Source organism: Pusillimonas sp. T2 (genome assembly GCF_002236805.1).
Taxonomy (GTDB): Bacteria; Pseudomonadota; Gammaproteobacteria; order Burkholderiales; family Burkholderiaceae_B; genus Neopusillimonas.
Window position 1 is genome coordinate 1 of the sequence record NZ_NIQA01000005.1, and the last position, 18,671, is coordinate 18,671.

At 51.4% G+C, this 18,671-nt stretch carries 17 protein-coding genes and 1 pseudogene; 10 read left to right on the forward strand and 8 right to left on the reverse strand.

Annotated features, from left to right (window positions below):
- Nucleotides 1-295 (forward strand): annotated as a pseudogene (locus PuT2_RS09680) (ABC transporter substrate-binding protein); the annotation flags it as partial.
- Nucleotides 296-359: 64 nt separating this feature from the next.
- On the opposite strand, the gene PuT2_RS09685 reads toward PuT2_RS09680, so the two are convergent.
- The 5 genes from PuT2_RS09685 to PuT2_RS09705 all read right to left on the reverse strand — a co-directional run bounded on the left by PuT2_RS09685 (nucleotide 360) and on the right by PuT2_RS09705 (nucleotide 5,656).
- A complete protein-coding gene (locus PuT2_RS09685) occupies nucleotides 360-1,865 on the reverse strand; it encodes an aldehyde dehydrogenase family protein (RefSeq protein WP_093970851.1) in 1,506 nt (501 codons plus the stop codon).
- Between the two features lie 68 nt (nucleotides 1,866-1,933).
- Nucleotides 1,934-3,250, reverse strand: a complete 1,317-nt coding sequence (locus tag PuT2_RS09690; protein ID WP_093970852.1) for a TRAP transporter large permease — start codon at nucleotides 3,248-3,250, stop codon at nucleotides 1,934-1,936.
- A gap of 29 nt (nucleotides 3,251-3,279) precedes the next feature.
- Nucleotides 3,280-3,798, reverse strand: coding sequence for a TRAP transporter small permease (locus PuT2_RS09695; RefSeq protein ID WP_093970853.1), 519 nt, complete (start codon nucleotides 3,796-3,798; stop codon nucleotides 3,280-3,282).
- Nucleotides 3,799-3,834: 36 nt separating this feature from the next.
- Nucleotides 3,835-4,806, reverse strand: coding sequence for a TRAP transporter substrate-binding protein DctP (dctP, locus tag PuT2_RS09700; protein ID WP_093970854.1), 972 nt, complete (start codon nucleotides 4,804-4,806; stop codon nucleotides 3,835-3,837).
- 85 nt (nucleotides 4,807-4,891) lie between these two features.
- On the reverse strand, nucleotides 4,892-5,656 hold the full coding sequence (locus PuT2_RS09705) for an SDR family NAD(P)-dependent oxidoreductase (protein ID WP_093970855.1): 765 nt from the start codon (nucleotides 5,654-5,656) through the stop codon (nucleotides 4,892-4,894).
- A gap of 121 nt (nucleotides 5,657-5,777) precedes the next feature.
- On the opposite strand from PuT2_RS09705, the gene PuT2_RS09710 reads away from it, so the two are divergent.
- Nucleotides 5,778-7,058 carry a citrate synthase gene (locus tag PuT2_RS09710; RefSeq protein ID WP_093970856.1) on the forward strand — a complete coding sequence of 427 codons (1,281 nt, stop codon included), beginning with the start codon at nucleotides 5,778-5,780 and terminating at the stop codon, nucleotides 7,056-7,058.
- A gap of 48 nt (nucleotides 7,059-7,106) precedes the next feature.
- Here PuT2_RS09710 and PuT2_RS09715 read toward each other — a convergent pair whose 3' ends face one another.
- Nucleotides 7,107-8,096: a 4,5-dihydroxyphthalate decarboxylase gene (locus tag PuT2_RS09715; RefSeq protein ID WP_093970857.1), complete on the reverse strand. Its 990-nt coding sequence runs from the start codon at nucleotides 8,094-8,096 to the stop codon at nucleotides 7,107-7,109.
- 45 nt (nucleotides 8,097-8,141) lie between these two features.
- Complete coding sequence (locus PuT2_RS09720) at nucleotides 8,142-9,431, reverse strand: Rieske 2Fe-2S domain-containing protein (RefSeq protein WP_093970858.1); 1,290 nt, start codon at nucleotides 9,429-9,431, stop codon at nucleotides 8,142-8,144.
- A 133-nt stretch (nucleotides 9,432-9,564) separates the two neighbouring features.
- Between PuT2_RS09720 and PuT2_RS09725 the strand changes: the two genes are divergently transcribed.
- Both PuT2_RS09725 and PuT2_RS09730 read left to right on the forward strand, forming a co-directional pair.
- The gene (locus tag PuT2_RS09725; RefSeq protein WP_093970859.1) at nucleotides 9,565-10,758 is read left to right on the forward strand and encodes a Gfo/Idh/MocA family protein; all 1,194 of its coding nucleotides are present in this window, start codon (nucleotides 9,565-9,567) and stop codon (nucleotides 10,756-10,758) included.
- A 32-nt stretch (nucleotides 10,759-10,790) separates the two neighbouring features.
- Nucleotides 10,791-11,351 (forward strand): MarR family winged helix-turn-helix transcriptional regulator, encoded by a 561-nt coding sequence (locus tag PuT2_RS09730; protein WP_233574886.1) that lies wholly within the window; start codon nucleotides 10,791-10,793, stop codon nucleotides 11,349-11,351.
- Nucleotides 11,352-11,377: 26 nt separating this feature from the next.
- Here the strand turns inward: PuT2_RS09730 and PuT2_RS09735 are convergent, their stop codons facing one another.
- The gene (locus PuT2_RS09735) at nucleotides 11,378-12,148 is read right to left on the reverse strand and encodes a class II aldolase/adducin family protein (protein WP_093970860.1); all 771 of its coding nucleotides are present in this window, start codon (nucleotides 12,146-12,148) and stop codon (nucleotides 11,378-11,380) included.
- 148 nt (nucleotides 12,149-12,296) lie between these two features.
- Here PuT2_RS09735 and PuT2_RS09740 point away from each other — a divergent pair, with 148 nt between their 5' ends.
- The 6 genes from PuT2_RS09740 to PuT2_RS09765 all read left to right on the forward strand — a co-directional run bounded on the left by PuT2_RS09740 (nucleotide 12,297) and on the right by PuT2_RS09765 (nucleotide 18,664).
- Nucleotides 12,297-13,208 carry a LysR family transcriptional regulator gene (locus PuT2_RS09740; protein WP_093970861.1) on the forward strand — a complete coding sequence of 304 codons (912 nt, stop codon included), beginning with the start codon at nucleotides 12,297-12,299 and terminating at the stop codon, nucleotides 13,206-13,208.
- A gap of 309 nt (nucleotides 13,209-13,517) precedes the next feature.
- The gene (locus PuT2_RS09745) at nucleotides 13,518-14,510 is read left to right on the forward strand and encodes a sugar ABC transporter substrate-binding protein (protein ID WP_158214030.1); all 993 of its coding nucleotides are present in this window, start codon (nucleotides 13,518-13,520) and stop codon (nucleotides 14,508-14,510) included.
- Nucleotides 14,511-14,528: 18 nt separating this feature from the next.
- Nucleotides 14,529-16,046 (forward strand): sugar ABC transporter ATP-binding protein, encoded by a 1,518-nt coding sequence (locus tag PuT2_RS09750; RefSeq protein ID WP_093970863.1) that lies wholly within the window; start codon nucleotides 14,529-14,531, stop codon nucleotides 16,044-16,046.
- Between the two features lie 68 nt (nucleotides 16,047-16,114).
- Nucleotides 16,115-16,996 carry an ABC transporter permease gene (locus tag PuT2_RS09755; protein ID WP_158214031.1) on the forward strand — a complete coding sequence of 294 codons (882 nt, stop codon included), beginning with the start codon at nucleotides 16,115-16,117 and terminating at the stop codon, nucleotides 16,994-16,996.
- Nucleotides 16,993-17,979, forward strand: coding sequence for an ABC transporter permease (locus PuT2_RS09760; RefSeq protein WP_093970865.1), 987 nt, complete (start codon nucleotides 16,993-16,995; stop codon nucleotides 17,977-17,979). The genes PuT2_RS09755 and PuT2_RS09760 overlap by 4 nt, the downstream gene beginning before the upstream one ends.
- 31 nt (nucleotides 17,980-18,010) lie before the next feature.
- Nucleotides 18,011-18,664 (forward strand): isochorismatase family protein, encoded by a 654-nt coding sequence (locus tag PuT2_RS09765; protein ID WP_093970866.1) that lies wholly within the window; start codon nucleotides 18,011-18,013, stop codon nucleotides 18,662-18,664.
- Nucleotides 18,665-18,671 lie beyond the last annotated feature (7 nt).

Below are 18,671 nucleotides of genomic sequence, written 5' to 3' on the forward strand. Positions count from 1 at the left end.
TGGGGTTGGCCACACGCTTACATTTGACGACCGCGAGGGCGCAATAGAAATTGCCGGGAAGCATATGCGAATTGAACGTCGTTATTTAGAAAGGGCGTGGGAAGACCATACAACTGATGAAGCGCTGCCCAGCGACTTGCGCCTTGAGCGGCGCTCTATCGAGACTGCCTTAAGCATGATGAAAAGAGACCGCGGTGTTCGCGTGGCTCAAGATGCAAGCCCTGAAAAGTATGTTGATACAACATACTTGTACCAAGCTTATGAGCTTTTGGGTTTAAAAGCAGAAGCTATGTGATCTTCAGGACTTATCCAACGTATAGTTTCAAAGAAAAATATCCGGCAAAAATGCCGGATATTTTTTAGTCGATCATCGACACATTTACATTTTTGAGTTGCGTGAACTCATACAGCTCTTCGAGACATTCCTCTTTGCCAATACCAGAGCGTTTGTAGCCCCCAAAGGGTGCTCCGATAAAGTGTGATGAGCAATCGTTGACCCAGACATAGCCAGCTTGCACTTTAGCGGCCGCCCGGTGAGCAGTCACCAAGCTACGCGTCCAGATTGATGCAGTTAAGCCGAACTCGGTACTGTTTACATCGTTGATAAGGGCGTCTTCATCATTCCATTTAAGTACAGAAAGTACAGGGCCAAATACCTCTTCTTGGGCAATGCGCATGTTTGGCGTGACGTTGGTGAAAACGGTGGGTTCTAAGAAATATCCGTCCTTGAGCGCCGGATCGTCGGGTTTTTTGCCGCCGCAAACCAGGGTTGCCCCCTCGGCTTTTGCAATTTCGATGTACTCGAGACTGCGTTGATATTGCGCAGGGCTTGCCAGGGCGCCCATAGTTGAGCTTAGGTTGGTTGCGATGCCTGGCTTGTGCTCTTGGTGAATCTTTTGAATGAGAGCCTCGACAAATTGGTCATGTAAGCTTTCATGAATGAATAGCCGACTGGTTGATCCGCAAGACTGGCCGCACCAGGTGAAGTTCATTCCACGCACTGCTCCGCTTACGGCACGATCAAGGTTTGCATCCGGGTAAATGATCATTGCATTTTTACCCCCCAGTTCAAGTAGCGTGCGCTTCATGTCAGTGGCGGTTGCTCGCAGCACGGCCTGGCCTGCCTGTACGCTGCCAATTAGCCCTACTGCTGCAACTTCCGGATGGGCAACAAGAGCGGCGCCTGTATTGCGGTCGCCGACGACGCAGTTTAGGACCCCTGCCGGAAAAATGTCTGCCAAAAGCTCCATCAACTTAATGGTGGATAAAGGCGCTTGCTCTGGCGGTTTGACAACGACCGTGTTGCCGGCGGCGAGTGGCGCTGCAATTTTGCCACCGGCAAACATAAAAGGGTGATTGAAGGGGAAAATGCGCGCAACTACACCCAGTGGCTCGCGCTGGGTGTAGTTCAAAGAGCCGTTGCCCGTAGGTATTGTTTCCCCCTTAACTTCAAGTACAAGGCCCGCAAAGTATTCGAGTTGGGTCGCGGCAATTTCTGCATCGAAGATCATGGCCTTGACGGGATTACCACAGTCGGCGGCATCTAAAAGTGCCAAGTCTTCCGCATGCTCCCTGATTCGTGTGGCCGCCTTTCGCATAAGGCGCGCACGTTCAAGTGGCGGTGTGGTGCGCCACTTTTCGAAGGCGTTGCTTGCCGCTGTGACCGCCAAATCTACCTGCTGATCGCTTGCAATGGGTAGTGATGCAAGTAGTTTGCCGGTTGATGGGTTGATAGATTCGATAAAGCCATTGTCAGCCGAGAAATGCCATTCGCCCCCCCAATAATGTCCGAGCTGTGACGGCATGATAGTTGGGACGCGGGAGGATAAATCTTCGTTGGTCAGGTTTGTTTTATGTTGTGTCATGACGGTTGCTTCAGGCGGTTGGTATTAAGGTAGCGAAGAAAGTTTGCGTACTTTTTGTGCAATGCGAATTAGCCGATAAGTCCCGGTAGCCAGGTGGCAACGCTAGGAACCAAAAATATGACGACTAGCATAAGCACGCTGATTATTACGAATGGCATTGCCGACGCGAACACCTGGTTTATGGATATTGACGGCGGTACTACGCTTTTCATGGTGAAGAGCAATAATCCGAACGGTGGCGTCATGAGCCCCATTTGCATGGCAATTAGGAATAAAACGCCAAACCAGATTTGGTCGATGCCTGCAGTTAGTACTAAAGGCATAAAGAATGGCAGCGTAAGCAGCATCATGCTGATTTGATCAACGAAGCAGCCCAAAACAATTAACACCAGAATCATCATGATCAATAGTGTTGTCGTGCCAAGGCTCATTTCGCTGATCATCCCCAGGAACCCGTTGGTTGCGCCGGACATTCCCAATAGCTGTGAAAATGAGGTGGCTCCTACGATGATAAAAAGAATGATTCCCGACACATGAACTGTGCCTTTCAGAGATGCAAGCAGGCTTGAGAGCGTTAGCGCGCGATAGGCTAACGCTAAGACGATGGTTGCCGCTGCACCTAATGCGGCCGCCTCTGTTGGTGTTGCTATGCCGCCGGTCATGGTGCCAATGACCACCGCGAAAATAGACATTAACGGCAAGACATACGTGACCAACGGCTTGTATTTTTCCCACCCGGAATATCGGGTGCCCACGTCGTCGGTCGGCACCATTGATGGTGAGATTTTTGCGCGCAGAAGAATGTAAAGTACAAAAAGACAGGCAAGTGCCACGCCAGGCAAAATCCCGGCAAACAAGAGCTTTGTGATTGAAATGTTTGCGAGGCTACCAAAAAGAACGATTAGTGCAGATGGTGGTATCAGCATATCGACACCGCCAATCGCGATAATCGGCCCCATGGCCAGACTAGGATGATATTTTTTCTTGAGCATGACGGGCGTCATGGATCTGCCCAGCATAGCTGTAGTTGCGATTGTCGATCCTGAAACAGCCGAAAATGCTGTTCCTGCAACTACCGAAATGATTGGAAGGCGTGCTGGGACTCGGTAGATCAATCTATCGAAGCCGTCGATGACTTTGAGTGCCAAGCCTGTTTGAAATAGCACTTCTCCCATTAATACAAAGAGAGGGATAGGTGTGAGTGAGAATGTAATGACCGAAGCAATTGAGTTGCGGGCCAATTGGTCAATGCCCGCAATGCCGCCCATGAACAGGAAGGCGCCAATAACATTCGAGGCCAGAAAAGCCATGGCGACGGGTAGGCCGATCAGCATTAAAAGTACGATCGTGCCCATCAGGAGAGCCAGGTTTGTCGTCCAGTCCATATGTTTGTCTCTTTTTGATTTATCTGGCGTTACGCTACTGACGTGGCTTCTGCCCGCAGGGTTCTGGTGCCCGTCAATAACCGATGAATTCGGAAGAGGAACTCGATGGCGAGAATAAAAAACATGGCCGCCGCGGGCGCCAGCACCCACCATTCTGGAAATACCAAAATTTTCAAGACAAGCGAACCACTGTCTGCGCTGGCGGTAACCGCGCGTATGCTTGATACGGTCAAGACAAAGGCTGTTGCGGCGCCGATGATGTCGGCGACTAATTCGGTCGCCCAGGCGGCTTTAGATGGAATCGCTCGTAAGAGCATGTCCATGCGGACGTGTTTGCCCTCGCGCAGCAGCCAAGGAGCAGCTAAAAAAGTGGATAAGTAGAGTGTATATTCGGCGACCTCAGGCGACCAGGGGATGTTGCCCCATTTCATCGCCCGAGTCCCTACGTCGGCGCAGATCACGACAACCATGATTATGATGAGTAGACAAGCAACTAATGCAAGTCCATTGAGAAGCTTTTCCCAATAATGATCGATTTGATCCAGCATGCTTTAAGTCCTCAAGCTCATGGTTGCCGACCGGCGTTATTTCGTTACTAGATCGCGGAGTTTTTGGCCATGATCCGGGCTTCGCGAAATAATGCTGGCCCAAATGGTGTTGTTTGCTTTTTCTACGTAAGCCGCGCTTTCTTTGGCGTCAAAACTAATGGTTTCGATACCTGCAGCCGCTTGACGTTTTTTCTCCTCTTCCCACATTTTTGCATTGTCGAGGTTAAGGTCTTCCATCCAGCGTGCAGCGTTATTCAGAATTTCCTTTTGTTTGTCGTTGAGCTTGTTCCAGGTGTTTGCGTTTATTAGTACACCAACCTCTGTGTTGTAAAAACCAGGCTCAACACGATATTTGGTTTGTTCCTGAAGACTGAGGTCGAAAATGCCCGATACAGGCCAGCCGTACCCGTCGACGACCCCCCGTTCGAGTGCTGTGTAAAGCTCGCCAGGGGCGATAGTTAACACCGAGCCTCCCAATGATTCAAAGAATGAGCGATAGATTGGGATGCCGCGCAGTCGCAATCCTTTCAGATCTGGCGAAGAGATCGATTTTTTCAGGAAAAGGTGATAGGGCATTTGATCAATGGCGCGACCAAGATATCGTGCATTGAGTTTCTCTCCCCAGATTTTGTTGATGTAGTCGTAAGCACCGTTTTTGTGCCATTCCTGGACGGGTACCGTGCTGACCGACAGCGCATCTGATTCGGGGAGCAGGTTCGTGTAGAAATTGCCGGTGACGTTTGCCATATCGATAACGCCAGCTTTGATTGCGTTGCCGACTTCGAATGGGGGCATTACTTTTGCCCCGCCGCCCAGATATTGAATCTGTATGTCGCCTTTTCCGTCTTCGTTCACCTTCTTGACAAACTTCTCGAAGTTTTGCGAGAAGAAGTTGCCTTCAGGCCATGCACTCACAGCCCGAATAGTAATTTGTTCGGCTTGGGCTGAAGTGCTCATTGCGAGTGTTATGGATGCTGCTGCCAGCAGAAATCGCTTGGTAAGTGTCATGATTGTCTCCTCTGGTTTTTGGGGGGGCTGCGTATTTATGTATTTTGTGAAAGGCGAGCGCTGCAACAATACTGCTGAGCCCTTGTTACAGGAAGGTCAGCCCGCCGTCTACGATTAATGACTGACCCGTAATAAAGCGGCTATCTTCCGATGCCAGGAATACGGCGACGCCAGTCAAGTCTTCGGGGTTCTCTTCCCTGGGTATAGAGCGCATCGCTATTTGCGCTTGTTTTTGCGCCGCCGTTACCGTTTCCCTCGAGATTTCCGTATCGGTTGCGCCCGGCAATATGGCGTTGACAGTAATGCCGTCGCGTCCAAGTTCTTTAGCCATAGAGCGGGTCATGCCTATAACTGCAGCTTTGGATGTCGTGTAGTGAAGATAATGCGGCCGGCCCATTGTTACTGCTGCGGACGAAATGTTGATGATGCGGCCCCAATTGTTTTTGCGCATTGTCGGCAGGAACGCTTTAACCATTAGCAGAGTGCCAGTGATGTTGACGTGCAGTACTTTTGTCCACTCGTCCATTGGGATTTCTTCGAAAGGCCGCATTTTGAGCGTCGAGAAAATGGCCGCATTGTTGATCAGGATGTCGGCCTGCCCATATGCCTCTAAGACTTTTTGATGCGCGTTTTGAACCGAGGACTCATTGCCGATATCGACGGCGACTGAAATGCATTGCCCGCCATTGGCCTGGACTTCGGCGGCGACATTGGCAACGCCTTCTGTGTTGATGTCTAACGCCGCAACTTTGTAGCCCAATGCCCCAAATCTATGAGCATAAGCCCGCCCAATGCCCTGCGCTGCGCCTGAGATTACTACAACGCGCTGTACCGAACTGCTCGTTTCCATTCTTGTCTCCGTTTAACTAGCTGATACTGGACTTTCTTGTGTATTTGAATGTAGTCTATCGATCAGTAAACATTGATTCAATCTCGATTCAACAATCGATCAATATAAATACCTAGGACGTATGCCAGAAACGAAAAACCCCATTTCTCCCGATAGCCTGCAGGACTCAGAGCTCTTGAGCGCAAAGCAGGCTTGCGAGGTGCTTGGCGTCAAGCCTGCAACGCTTTATACGTATGTCAGCCGTGGGAAATTACATCCGGTAGGGCAGTCGACGGGGCGTGAGAGCCTTTACTTGCGTCAGGATGTCCTTGGGTTGAAAGCGCGCAGCGAGTCTCGCCTGGGTCACGGGGCGGTAGCGGCCAGCGCGATGCGTTGGGGGCAGCCGGTTATTAATACAAGCATTACCGAGATTACGAGCCGGGGGCCAAAATACCGTGGGTACTTGGCAACCGAGTTGGCGACGTACCCAGGCGCATTTGAAGGTGTTGCCGAGTTGCTTTGGTCCGGGGTGCTTCCAAGCGGTCGGCATACTTGGCCCGTCGAGCCGATGGATATCGATGTTCAGGGGGCACTTGACGGCATGCATATCGAGCGTATGCCTAGTTTGCGCATGATGCGGGTGCTTGCTATTGCAGCCACCTCTATGGGGGGTGGGACGCTGGCCGAGGAGCTCCGAAGCGGGTCTTTAACAAGTTACTCGCGTCAACTGATCTTTGCTTTTGTGGGTTGCTGCGGCATTCTAGGGATAAAGAAAAAATTTCACGAACCAGTTGGCGAGCAGCCGATTGCTGCGCACATTGTTGATGCGTTGGGCATGCCCGCAGATCCGCTCTTGGTCGATGCGATCAATGCGGCGTTGATTGTCGGGGCTGATCACGAGCTTTCACCTGCGACATTCACGGCACGTATTGCCGCTTCGGTCGGCGCTGGTTTGCATGCTTGCGTTGTTGCAGCCTTGGCAACCCAAGTTGGAAGTACGCTCGGCGGGGGCTGTGACCAAGCGGATCAATTGCTTCGGGGCTTTGCGTCGCAGGCCCAGATTCGCGTCCGAGTAGACGAGGCCGATCGTCATCGCGAAAGGCTGCCGGGTTTTGCGTTGTCTTTATACCCTGAAGGAGACCCTCGCGCTGTTTTGTTGATTGAGCTTGCGAAGAAACTAGGAAAGCAGTCCAGGCAGTCAGAGTTGGCTTTTCGGTTTATCGAGGATGTTCAGAGTCGCCTTGGTATACATCCGAACATCGAAGTGGGGCTGGCGATGTTGTGTCTGGCCGGAGGCTTGCCCGAACGCACGGCTGGGGCGCTATGGGGAATAGGTCGATCGGCAGGATGGATTGCTCATGTTCTTGAGCAACGCCTGGCGGGCTTTGTATTACGGCCGCGTGGCAATTACGCGGCACGCTAAGATTTGTGGCGAGGCCGGGGAATGGAAGTTACCCGACCTCATGCTGACTTAAATCTTGACGGTTTCGTATGTGGCGGGATGGAAAATTTCATCGACACTCATTAAGCGTGCCGAAAGCCCTTGTTTGTGATGATGGTGGACGAAGGCCTCGAGTGTTTTCCTGTTCCGATCAACCCCATATGACCAATAGTCTTCGCCCATGAGTGCTTTCGCGGCTTTCAGCTGTTCTTCTACGAAGGGAAGCGTGACTTTTGTCGCAGACGTGTCAGCCAGCTTTTCAAGAGCGAAGCGTTTTGCTTGTTCAAACGCCTTATAGACCGCATTCGCTAGCCAGGGGTGCTGCTCTAGCAGGGTTTTGCGGATGCCTACGACATGCATAATTGGGTAAATGCCCGTTCGTTTGAAGTAGTCTTTTGCCGTTGCTGTGGGGTCAGGGAATAGCCAGCCAACGTTTGGATTTGTTGCGGCGCTGCCTGCGGGCGGTCGAGGTCCAATGAAGCCGTCGATGTCGCCTCGGCTTATCATTTCTGAAATGGTTTCGCCCTCGGGTGCGTTCTCAAGCCGAATGTCGTTTGGCAGTTGGAGTTTGATTTTCTCAGGCCGACCTGGCTCTGTAATACCGCCCCTTACCCAGGTTACGCTTGAAGGCGTCACGCCGTAATCATCTTCAAGAATTGCTCGCGCCCATACGTTAGCTGTAAGTTGGTACTCTGGCAGGCCAATGCGCCGGCCGCGCAGGTCTTCGGGTCGCTTGATTCGGTCGGTGCGAACGTAAATTGAGGTATGACGAAAGGCACGTGAAAGAAATACCGGAATGGCAACATAAGCATTTTGCCCTTGTGAGGCTTTCACCAGATAGCTAGAGAACGACATTTCCGCAATATCAAACTCAGTGTTCCGGAAGGCCCGAAAAAATATCTCTTCCGGTGACAGTGTCATGTAGACCGGATCGACGCCATCAATCAGCGCATTGCCGTCCAGCAGTGCTCTGGTGCGGTCGTAGTCACCCATAGCGATAGAAAGTTGTAGTCGTGCCAATTCATGCTCCTGTATTAGTTCTACGTAAATTTGGGTCGTGGGCAGTTACGCCGTTGCCTTGTCGGATTCCCAGACAGGGCCAACTTCATGTGTTCTCCAGTCAGTCCCCTTGGGTACCATGGTCTGAAAAGCGCAGATATGCTTGGGTATGGCGTAGGTGCCAGCGCCAATGACCTCACCGGTTTCCTGGAATGCGTGCACTGCCTTAAGCATTTGCTTGCGAAACTCTGCTACGGCGATATCGCTTGCCCCAAGGTGGTCGGCGGTCCGGTTGGCAATAGCGCCCATCGTGCACCACATGGCAACGTCTTGGTTCGGGAAACCGGTGATGCCAGTGAAGTTACCTGCTTTCATGGCGTCACGATCTTGCCAGAAATTATTCTCAACAGTGCGTAGTGGCCGATAATTCTGGTCCAGGTCTACACCCACAGTTTGGCCCAAGAACTTTCGCCATTGTTCGGTATTTGGGGTTTGAGCAGGATGACCCCACGCGATGAAATAGAAAACAGTAGTGGTGTCGTCTGCCGGCACGTTAATGTTGGCGACGTTATAAAGATTGTTTGGCGGTATTAGGGCAGTTGCCGGGGCTACGAATACCGTGGAGCGCACGTAATCGTTAACGTCGGCATTATGTATCGGGATACGAATGGCGGCGTAGCGAAAGCCGTATGGCGTTCTATCGATTTGAAGCCGTGGCGCTTTGTCGTTAGATGGACGAAGCCATAGGCTGTCCGTGGCTTCTGCGCCGCTGACTGATTCTGTGGAGACCATATCAGAAGAGTGCAGGCTCGAGCTATGTGCTGAGTCGATTGCGCCTTCGAGAATTTGGGCCCAGTTGCAAGGTAGAACGGCCTTTGCAATAGTGACTTGTGTATCTGCCGTTGGCGCCCATGCCGGCGGCTGAAACTCTGGGATAGCATCTTGCGGACCCATATAGGCCCAAATCATACCGCCCCATTCTTTAACGGGGTAGGCCGGATGTTTGATGCCGGCCGCCATGCGATTGCCACCCGGTTCGGAGACCATCTCGAGAATGTTTCCGTGAATATCGAATTTCCAGCCGTGATACAAGCAGCGCAGTCCCCCCTCTTCGTTTCGGCCCAAGGCTAGAGATGGACCCCGATGAGGACAGTGTTCTGCGATGACGCCTACTTTGCCTGAGGTATCTCGGAATACGACAAGGGGTTCCCCGAATATTTTTGCTTTTACGGGTGTGCCGTCGGGTTCTGCGACTTCTTCCCCAAGACAGACAGGCGTCCAGTGACGTCGCATCAGTTGCCCCATCGGAGCGTCTCCGGTAACTCGGCAAAGAAGATCGTTTTCTTCGGGTGTCATGACTACCTCCGTTTATGTTGTCGCGCGCAAATGAATGCGCCTGTGGTGACCAGCATTTATTGTTAGATATCTAACTATATTTGGACTATATTATTAGATATCTAACTTAGTGGCAATATGTTTAGGGGGGCGAATGGAGAAGAAACCGATCGGGTTGGGTGTCGTGGGTTTGGGGCGCGCGTTTACGCTGATGCTTCCTACGTTTGTTCAGGACGAGCGAATCCGCTTGGTGGCGGCCGTTGATCCCCAGCCGGGTCCCTGCGCGCAATTCGAGGTGGATTTTGGTGGACGCGTATATGACTCAGTGAAGGCGCTTTGCGGCGATCCGTTGGTTGAGGCTGTGTATATTGCATCCCCCCACCAGTACCATGCTGAGCATGTCGCTATAGCGGCGTCAGCTGGTAAGGCGGTGCTTGTAGAAAAGCCCCTGGCCATAACGCTGGAAGATTGCACACGTATTGTGGACGTAGCACATGAGGCAGGGGTTCCTATCGTGGTGGGACATTCGCATAGCTTTGACGGCCCTGTTTTGCATGCTGCTCGATTGATACAGTCAGGCACTTTGGGTAGGCCTCGAATGTTGCATACGATGAATTACACAGATTATCTATACCGTCCGAGGCGACCAGAGGAGCTGGATACGCGTCAGGGTGGCGGGGTTGTGTTCAGTCAGGCTGCTCATCAGGTTGATATCGTGCGCTTGCTACTTGGTGGCGAGGCTGTGAGTGTTAGAGCGTACACAGGTTGTTGGGACGCGACACGACCTACCGAAGGCGCCTATATGGCGCTGGTTGGATTTGAGGGCGGGGCGTTTGCTTCGTTGACTTACAGTGGCTTTGCGCATTACGACAGTGATCAATTAATGGGCAACATTAGCGAGATGGGTGAAATAAAGCCATTGGATGCCTATGGTCAGATACGTGCCCGATTAGCATCGGCGAATGCGGAGCAGGAGGCTCTACTTAAGGCCGCTCGTAACTACGGCGGCAGTGCCTATCGCCCGATGTCGGTTTCCGCGGGGGCCTATCATCAGCACTTTGGGCCTGTAATTGTTTCGATGGATCATGCAGATATTAGTTTGACGCCGGAAGGGTTATGGGTGTGTGGAAATACACAACGGGAACTCCGGCCAACGCCGAAATGTGATGTGCCTCGGGTCGAGGTGGTTGATGAGTTATGGGCTAGCGTGCGCGAGGTGCGCCCACCGTTACATTCTGCGGCTTGGGCACGAGCAAACATCGAGGTGTGTCTGGCCATTTTGGAGTCTGCCCGAACTGGCAAAGAGGTACGCTTATCCCATCAGGTAAAGGCCGGGATCGTGGCTTAGAGTACTGCGTAAATTTTGGAGCGTTATTGGTAATGACTGAGAAGAATGTTGTCCTGGGCCGTCGCGACTGGCTGGAATCAATCCCGCAAGACCGTTTGGCACACCTGATTAAAGATGCCCGGCGCGCCATGGAGAGGTCGCTTCAAATTCGACTTATAGATCACTCGGTTTCATTCGGGCATTGGTCTTTTTTGCGCATATTGTGGGAGCACGACGGATTAACTCAGCGCGAATTGAGCGAAATTGCGGGGATGTCGGCGCCAACAACATTAGCGGCGATCCGCGCGATGGAGTCTTTGGGCTACGTCGAGCGTAAGCAAAAATCGGGGAATCGAAAGAACGTTTATCTATACCTTACCGATTCAGGCAAGTCGTTAAAGACAACCCTCCTGCCGCTTGCCGAGGAAGTTAATGCTTTGGCTGTGCAAGGTCTTTCTGTACAGGAAGTGCTTATAGCGAGAAAAGTGTTGGCCAAAGTTATTGAAAATCTGGCTATGGATGAGCAAGAGCTGCTGCACTCTGAGAATAGAAAAGTACCCTCAACACGACATCTGGCCCGACTAAGGTTGGCAGAAGAAGCGGATGAGGTTTAATTCATTAACGTCAATCTGTACTGCCCTCAGTTGACCTCGTTAGCTCTTTGTTTCCAGAGATTCCAGGCCCGGATGACTTGTGTTTCGATCGTTTCAGTAGCTGCTGCAGCCTCTTTCTCCGAGAGGTAGCGTGGTTGCCCAAGCTGTAATGCTTGCAGTTGCGTCTTTGCGTTAATTTCAGCGTACACGGCGCGATACACAACTTTCTTTAGGTCATCTGCCACGACGGTAGACCCGTGGCCTCGCATCAAAACGAGTGTTTTCTTATCCAGGGTTCGAGCTAGGGCCTTTCCTAGAGGTGGGTCGGTAATCAGAAGATTGCTGCCGTCTCCGATTTCATCGCTGATTTCAAATATCGGTGCGCCAATGCCCAAGAAACCAGCCATGTGACAAACGGGTCGAAGTGGAGCGGTGCGCACAACACTAAACGGAACGACGGAGGGTGAGTGGCTATGTACGATGGCCATGACGTCCGGGCGAGCTTTGTAGATCTCTCCGTGGATGAACCGCTCCAGATATACCTTCCTACCATTTGCATCAAGGGGCCGACTGTCCAGGTCATATTGAATAATATCTTCGGCCGCAACTTGACCTGGGGCCATGTTGCGACACAACAGGTAGCGTTTTGGATTCTCGGGGTGTCGAACGCTCACATGACCAAAGGCGTCTAACACACCCTGGGCGTACAGAATGTGGTTAGCCGTTACCAGGTCGTTGATTAGCTCAGCGTTGGCTGGGGTTAGGTGATCAATATCTGTTGAGTCCGTATCTGTCGAAAGCGGTTGGGCTGTATCCATGATTGTGCGACCTCTGTAATGGGCAAAAGTGGCTTTGTTGCTTGTGTTGTTGGTATATACGCCTACTAGGTTAGTGCCGGGCACCCGAGCCGTCTATTTTGAGATCGCTATACTCTATATCAATAAAATTGATAAGCGGTGTTTTTAAATGCTCAACAGTTCAATCAAGAACCTGGATCTTCGCTTGCTTGCGGTGTTTGATGAAATGTTTAGAACGGGCAGTGTGTCTGCGACAGCAGAGGCTTTGCATATGACCCAACCGGCGGTAAGCATGTGTTTGTCGCGTTTGCGACGACAGTTCGGTGATGCGTTGTTTGTTCGTACAAATGCGGGGATGGCACCAACGCCGCATGCGTTGTCGCTGCAGGAACCTTTGGGCAAAGCTTACCGCTTATTGTGCGACGCGACGAGCTCAAGGGATCCGTTCGATGCGGGTACCTCAAATCGGGTGTTTCGCATTGCGATGGCCGATGCGGGTTATTTGGCGCTCTTTAAGCCGTTGTTTGAGTTCAAGCAGCGCCAGGCGCCAAACATCAGTTTCGAGTTTCGTTCGATCAGCAAGGATACAGGTGCGCTCATGGCCGAAGGCGAAATTGATTTGACGATTGCCTTTTCCCCCCAACTTGGCCCGGGCATTTATCAACAGTTATTGATCGAGCAGGATTTTGTAGGTGCAGTAAGGTGCAATCACCCTCGAATTGATCGTCAGATCTCCTGGTCGGACTACGCCGGAGAGCAGCATCTGGCTGTTTCGCTGCAGGGAACCGGACATTGGGTGCTTAACAATGCTATCGAAGAGGCCGGTATCGTCAGGCATATAGGGTGGCAGGCCGAAAGTTATTTGGCTGTGCCGCCCATAATTCCCTTTAGCGATTACATAGTGACTTTGCCTAAGGCGATGGCTCGATTTTTTGCCGAGCGAGGCGTGCTCAAGTACTTTGAGCTTCCTTTCAAAACGCCACGCATACTTGTCATGCAGCATTGGCACGAGCGATTTCATCGTGATCCGGGCGTAGTTTGGTTGCGCAAGGTAATGTTTGAACTATTCAGGGATTTGTGAGGGACAGTCAACAGCGCAATCCTTACTGGCAAGGATCTATAACTACCCGAAAGTAGCGGTTCCGGCGTTTCGCAATTTTCCGAAAAGCGGGTGCAGGCTAAGGCGGTATTTGTATTAGTGCCAAGGCGTACTGACTTGCCGCGAGTGGCTGTCCTAGCATTAACACTTATAAGAATTTTAATATGTCAGGGGCCGCTTAAATTGTATTAGACCTGTGTGGGTTTGCAGTGCTTCAATGAGCCGACTAGCTTAAGTTTGGTTCCATAGCTAGGTGCGATTTACCTTGTAAAACAACACAGGAGAGTACCCGTGGGACGCATTCATAAATCCTTCATTGCCGGCGTAGTAACCGTGTCGAGTTTGTTCGGTCTTAACGCGAACGTTGCTCTGGCGAGCGACACGACAACAGGCAAAAAAATTGCTTATTTAACTGCAACAACCAGTAACCCATTCATCGCGAAGCTGGCCTCTACTATTCAAGAAGAAGCTAAAGCGAAGGGCATGGAGGTCACCGTTCTAACCAGCCCTTATGACCCTGCCCTGCAAGGCCAGCAGATCAACGATGTTGTGGCCCAGAAGTACGACATTCTGATGATTACCCCCATTAGTGAACGTGCCGCCGTACCTCCACTTACGGCTGCAAAAAATGCAGGCTTGCCCGTTTTTATCGTTAACTCTCCACTTGCCGAAGGAGCGGATGACCTCTACGTTTCTTTTATTGGCGAGAACCATAACGAGCTGGGGCAAGTTACTGGTGAAGCGCTGGTCGAAGCTGTTAAAGGTCGTGACAATGTCAAGGTGGCGTTGGTTACTGGTTCGCTTGCCGAGGGCGTGGCACCACGCCGTCTGGCCGGGTTCAAGCAAGTTGTTGAGAAGCACCCAAATATTTCAATAGTCGCAACTGAGGACGTGAAATGGGATACGGCGACCGCTGAACGTGTGTCGGGGCAGTTGTTTGCCCGGTACGCGGCACAAGGTGGTCTGGATGCGGTTTACGGGATGGCGGATAACGTTGCTCATGGCGTCATTCTGGCCGCAAAGGCTGCAGGTGTGCCATTAGGCAATGAAAAAGGCAAGTTATTGGTGGTGAGCTCTAACTGCATGAAGTTTGGTATTGACCATATTCGTTCAGGCGAGCAACACAGTACGGCCACTCAAATGCCGACACGTACAGGTAAAGCAGCGGTAGCCGCAGTGGTTGATTTTCTCGAGAAAAAACCGGTTAAGAAGAATAACTTCCTTGAGGCCGTTGCGATCACCAAGGCGAATGTAGATACATACGCAGAACCTTGCACGTTCTAACTGGATAAAGGAGGTCGCGTGTCGCAGGTGGTACTCGAGGCACGAGGTGTCAGTAAATCATTTGGTCCAATCGAGGCACTCAAGTCGGTATCATTTTCAGTAGCTAAAGGTGAGGTGATTGCCTTGTGCGGTGAGAATGGTGCCGGCAAGAGCACCTTGGTAAAGATTATGACTGGCATCCATCAGCCCACAACCGGACAGGTTTATGTTGATGGTGTTGCCCGAAATTTCAGGGGTTCCGCCGATTCCCAAGCCTGTGGTGTGGCGTTTGTTTCTCAGGAATTGAGCATCATTCCGCACCTTTCTGTGTCGGATAATCTCTGGCTGGGCCATCTCGATATTCCTTTCTTTCATCGTCGTCGGGTATGGCGGAGCAAAGCTAGGACATTACTTGATACGGTTGGCTTGGTCGATGTCGCGCTCGATCAGCAGGCACACACGTTGTCGTTGGGGCAAAGGCAGTTACTGGAAATTGGGCGAATGCTGGCTAGAAACGCACGTGTTCTTCTGCTCGATGAACCCACTGCCACGCTAAGCGATGCAGAAATCGAACGTGTGTTTGGCGTGTTGCGTCGTTTGCGTCATGCGGGGCATTCAATAGTATTCATTACGCACCGGTTGGCAGAAATATTTGAAGTTTGTGATCGGGTCGCTGTTTTGCGTAACGGTGAAGCGGTGGTAACGCTGCCTGTCGCGCAATGCAGTCGTGAGCAGTTGGTTGAACACATGTTGGGGCGCTCTCTCGATCAAATGTATCCCGAGCATAATCGCGTTGCTAACAAGCAGCCTGTTTTAACGGTTGTCAATTTGTGTGTGCCGGGCCGGCTGCATGGTTTAAATTTTCGCGCTGCCCCGGGGCAAATTGTTTGTATTGCTGGTCAGATTGGCTCCGGCGCGGCCGAAGCCGTTCGCGCATTAGCAGGGCTTGTTTACGACGTTCATGGTGAAGTCTTCGTCCAAGGGCGTGCTGTTGCGTTGGGTTCGGTTCCTGCCGCATTGCAAGCCAATATGCGCTTTGTTTCCGAAGATCGGGCTGCTGAGGGTATTTTCCTGACGCAATCAGTACATACCAATTTGTTAGCAACACAACTTGATCGGGTTACGCATTCGGGTGTGATAGATACTAAAAAAGCAGGGAAGATCACCGACACTTTAGCTCGACGCGTAACGCTTGAAGTGACTCGTTTGTCAATGTTGGCCAGTAGCCTAAGCGGCGGAAATCAGCAAAAAATTGCCATTGGCAGGCTGCTTACTGACCAAGTATTCGGCGTTCTGCTTATGAATGAACCCACTCGAGGGGTGGACGTTGGGGCCCGCGCTGAAATCTATCGTTTGATGCGGGAGGTATGCGCACAAGGTTATTGCATTGTGATGATGTCTACTGACATCGAAGAGGTTGTGGAAATGGCCGATGTTGTTATTACTTTATATAAAGGGCGTCAAGTCGGTCAGTATGCTGCCGAAAGCATATCCACTACACGCGTCTTGGCCGACATTACACACGAGGCAGATTCTGTTGCCGGAGAGACGCTATGAGACCGTCAGGGACCGGGTTAGTTACCAACTCTGCCTCCAGGCGTTGGAAAAAGCCGGGGCTACCTCTAGTGGGCGTGTTGTTTTTGCTAGTTGTTGCATTCACCACTCCGGGTTTTGTTAGCTTGCCAAATATGATGGCGTTAAGCGGTACGGTTTCTTTGGTTGGCTGTGTTGCAGTGGGAATGACGTTCATCACCATATCGGGAAACATTATGTCGTTCGCACTAGGAGCAACGGCGGCCGCAACTTCAATGCTGATCGCGCACTATTCTTCGGCTGGTGCGGGTATGGCTATCGCGATTGGGTTGGTGTTTGCGTTGGCAGTGTCCGGTATTCAGGGACTGATCGTTGGGGTATTTCGCGCCAATCCGCTCATAGTTAGCATCGCCTCTTTAAGCCTTCTATTCGGCACCGCCCAATACTTTTCTGGCGGACAAAGCTTGTACGTTGAGACCAATGTATTCGCCTGGCTCAAGAGTCGACCTTTTGGGTTGCCCGCCGCCATGGTCGTTTTTGTCGCTATAGCCATTCTGGGTGAGTTGATTCTGCGATTTACCCGTTTTGGTCAGCATATTTTACTGGTTGGTTCCAATATTAATGCCAGTGTTGTCGCGGGTATTCGGACTTGGCGAACGGTACTTGGGTGTTATGCGTTGGCAGGCTTGTGTGCCGGTGTGTGTGGCCTTTTGTTGGCGGCACGCTTTGGTTCAGGAACAATGGAGTTCGGCATTGGCTACGATTACAGCGCAATTTCAGCGGTTTTAGTTGGCGGTACCGCTATTGCCGGAGGCAGCGGATCAGTGCTGCGAACAGTAATTGGTGTCTTGGTCATTGCGGTTTTGCAAAGTATTTTGCTGTTGCGTGGATTTGAGACGCAGTATCAGTATTTTTTGATTGGCGTCATCGTTTTGCTGGCGATATTGGTGCAAGGCAGGAGGGTTGCATCATGACTCGTGCAGTCGAAATATGGTTTTTGAATCGAACGCTACGTTCTTACACGTTATTGCTCCTGGTCATTCTGGTATTTACGTTTTTGGCTCCAGGCTTCGATTTTTTAAGCGCACGAACACTTTCGAGTGTTTTTCAGTACTTCGCCACAATTGGTTTGGTTGCGTTAGCGTTAGGTCTAACAATGATTGTCCGCGAGTTCGATATTTCGGTCGCAGGCATGATGTCTTTGGGCGGCTGTATCGCTGTGTTGTTTGGCAACGAGTCAGCGCTAGTGGGTTTGGCTCTCGCCGTATTCGTTGGTTGCGCGGGGGGGGTGTTGCAAAGCTATTTGATGATCAAGTTTAACCTGAGTTCGGTAGCCGTCACCCTTGGAGGGCTACTGACTTGGTTGGGGTTGGCTTATGTCATCACGGGAAATCAAACGATTCCGTTTAATCAAATGGATGTTGCTATTGCGATCAACACCACGTGGTTTTTGGGTTTGTCGCCGCGTGCTTTGGTTGTTATAGCGCTGTTTGTCGTCGCTGCCCTATTTGTGGGCTTAACCCGAGTAGGTCGTGACATGGTGGCTATTGGTAGCCATCGGAACGCGAGTGTCGTTGCCGGTATTAACCCTAACAGAATTTTATTGGGCGTATTTTCGGTGTCTGGCGCCTTAGCTTCTTTGGCTGGCGCTATGTTGAGTTTCGGTTTGTCGTCGGCCTCACCATCTGGGGGCGTTACGGATGTCTTAGTCCCCGCAGTTGCCGCTGTTATTTTGGGGGGTGTGTCGTTATCTGGTGGGGTTGGCCGACCTATGGGGATTGCCGCGGGTATGTTGATTCTATGTGTGACTCGCACAGGGTTAACTTCGTTGGGTGTGGATCCGTACGTTCATGATGTGGTAACCGGTCTCATATTGTTGGTTGTGGCTATTACCGACGGTGCGCATTTGCGGATGCGTTTGCATCAAGGCATTCGTGTTGTTCGAAATGGGCCGTAAGCGACTTATTTGGTTTTAACTGGAGGGTGACATGCAAGAGCAGGAAAATTCCGATGAAGCGTTTTTCACGGCGAGGGGATTTGGACAGATCATGGGGTTCGGGAAGCGACCTGCTTTGATCGTTGTTGACGTCATTAATGGGTTTACCAACCCTGATATGCCGTTGGGTGCGGATCTTGACGCCGAGGTCGTCGTTATTAATCGGCTAATCGATGAATGCAGAAAAGTAAATGTGCCCATTTTCTTTACTGTTGTAGCCTACGATGATGCCAGCTTGAAAGATGGCGGAGTCTGGGTATTGAAGCAAGCGGGTTCAGCAACTTTGCGGGCAGGTACGCCTGCCGTCGAGCTCGACAAGCGTCTGCACTATCAGAAGGGCGACTCTATCGTTACCAAAAAGTATGCCTCAAGTTTTTTTGGAACAGACCTATTGTCGCGTTTGGTGGCGCATGAGCGCGACACTCTAATTATTACGGGTTGCACGACAAGCGGGTGTGTGCGAGCTACCGCCATTGATGCGGTCCAGAATGGCTTGAGACCGATGGTAGTTCGTGAAGGCGTGAATGATCGGTCCAAAGCAGCACACGATCAAAGCTTGTTTGACTTGCATGCCAAATATTGCGACGTTGTGGGGCTCGCCGAGGTGATGGGCTATTTGAGTCGCTTGTCTGAAGAGGTGCTGTAAGTAATTG

Excerpts from the sequence above, each read along its gene's own strand:
- PuT2_RS09765 (WP_093970866.1), top strand. The coding sequence starts at position 18,011 with ATGCAAGAGCAGGAAAATTCCGATGAAGCGTTTTTCACGGCGAGGGGA.
- PuT2_RS09690 (WP_093970852.1), bottom strand. The coding sequence starts at position 3,250 with ATGGACTGGACGACAAACCTGGCTCTCCTGATGGGCACGATCGTACTT.
- PuT2_RS09685 (WP_093970851.1), bottom strand. The coding sequence starts at position 1,865 with ATGACACAACATAAAACAAACCTGACCAACGAAGATTTATCCTCCCGC.
- PuT2_RS09735 (WP_093970860.1), bottom strand. The coding sequence starts at position 12,148 with ATGGATACAGCCCAACCGCTTTCGACAGATACGGACTCAACAGATATT.
- PuT2_RS09725 (WP_093970859.1), top strand. The coding sequence starts at position 9,565 with ATGGAGAAGAAACCGATCGGGTTGGGTGTCGTGGGTTTGGGGCGCGCG.
- PuT2_RS09740 (WP_093970861.1), top strand. The coding sequence starts at position 12,297 with ATGCTCAACAGTTCAATCAAGAACCTGGATCTTCGCTTGCTTGCGGTG.
- PuT2_RS09730 (WP_233574886.1), top strand. The coding sequence starts at position 10,791 with ATGACTGAGAAGAATGTTGTCCTGGGCCGTCGCGACTGGCTGGAATCA.
- dctP (WP_093970854.1), bottom strand. The coding sequence starts at position 4,806 with ATGACACTTACCAAGCGATTTCTGCTGGCAGCAGCATCCATAACACTC.
- PuT2_RS09710 (WP_093970856.1), top strand. The coding sequence starts at position 5,778 with ATGCCAGAAACGAAAAACCCCATTTCTCCCGATAGCCTGCAGGACTCA.
- PuT2_RS09695 (WP_093970853.1), bottom strand. The coding sequence starts at position 3,798 with ATGCTGGATCAAATCGATCATTATTGGGAAAAGCTTCTCAATGGACTT.
- PuT2_RS09720 (WP_093970858.1), bottom strand. The coding sequence starts at position 9,431 with ATGACACCCGAAGAAAACGATCTTCTTTGCCGAGTTACCGGAGACGCT.
- PuT2_RS09760 (WP_093970865.1), top strand. The coding sequence starts at position 16,993 with ATGACTCGTGCAGTCGAAATATGGTTTTTGAATCGAACGCTACGTTCT.
- PuT2_RS09705 (WP_093970855.1), bottom strand. The coding sequence starts at position 5,656 with ATGGAAACGAGCAGTTCGGTACAGCGCGTTGTAGTAATCTCAGGCGCA.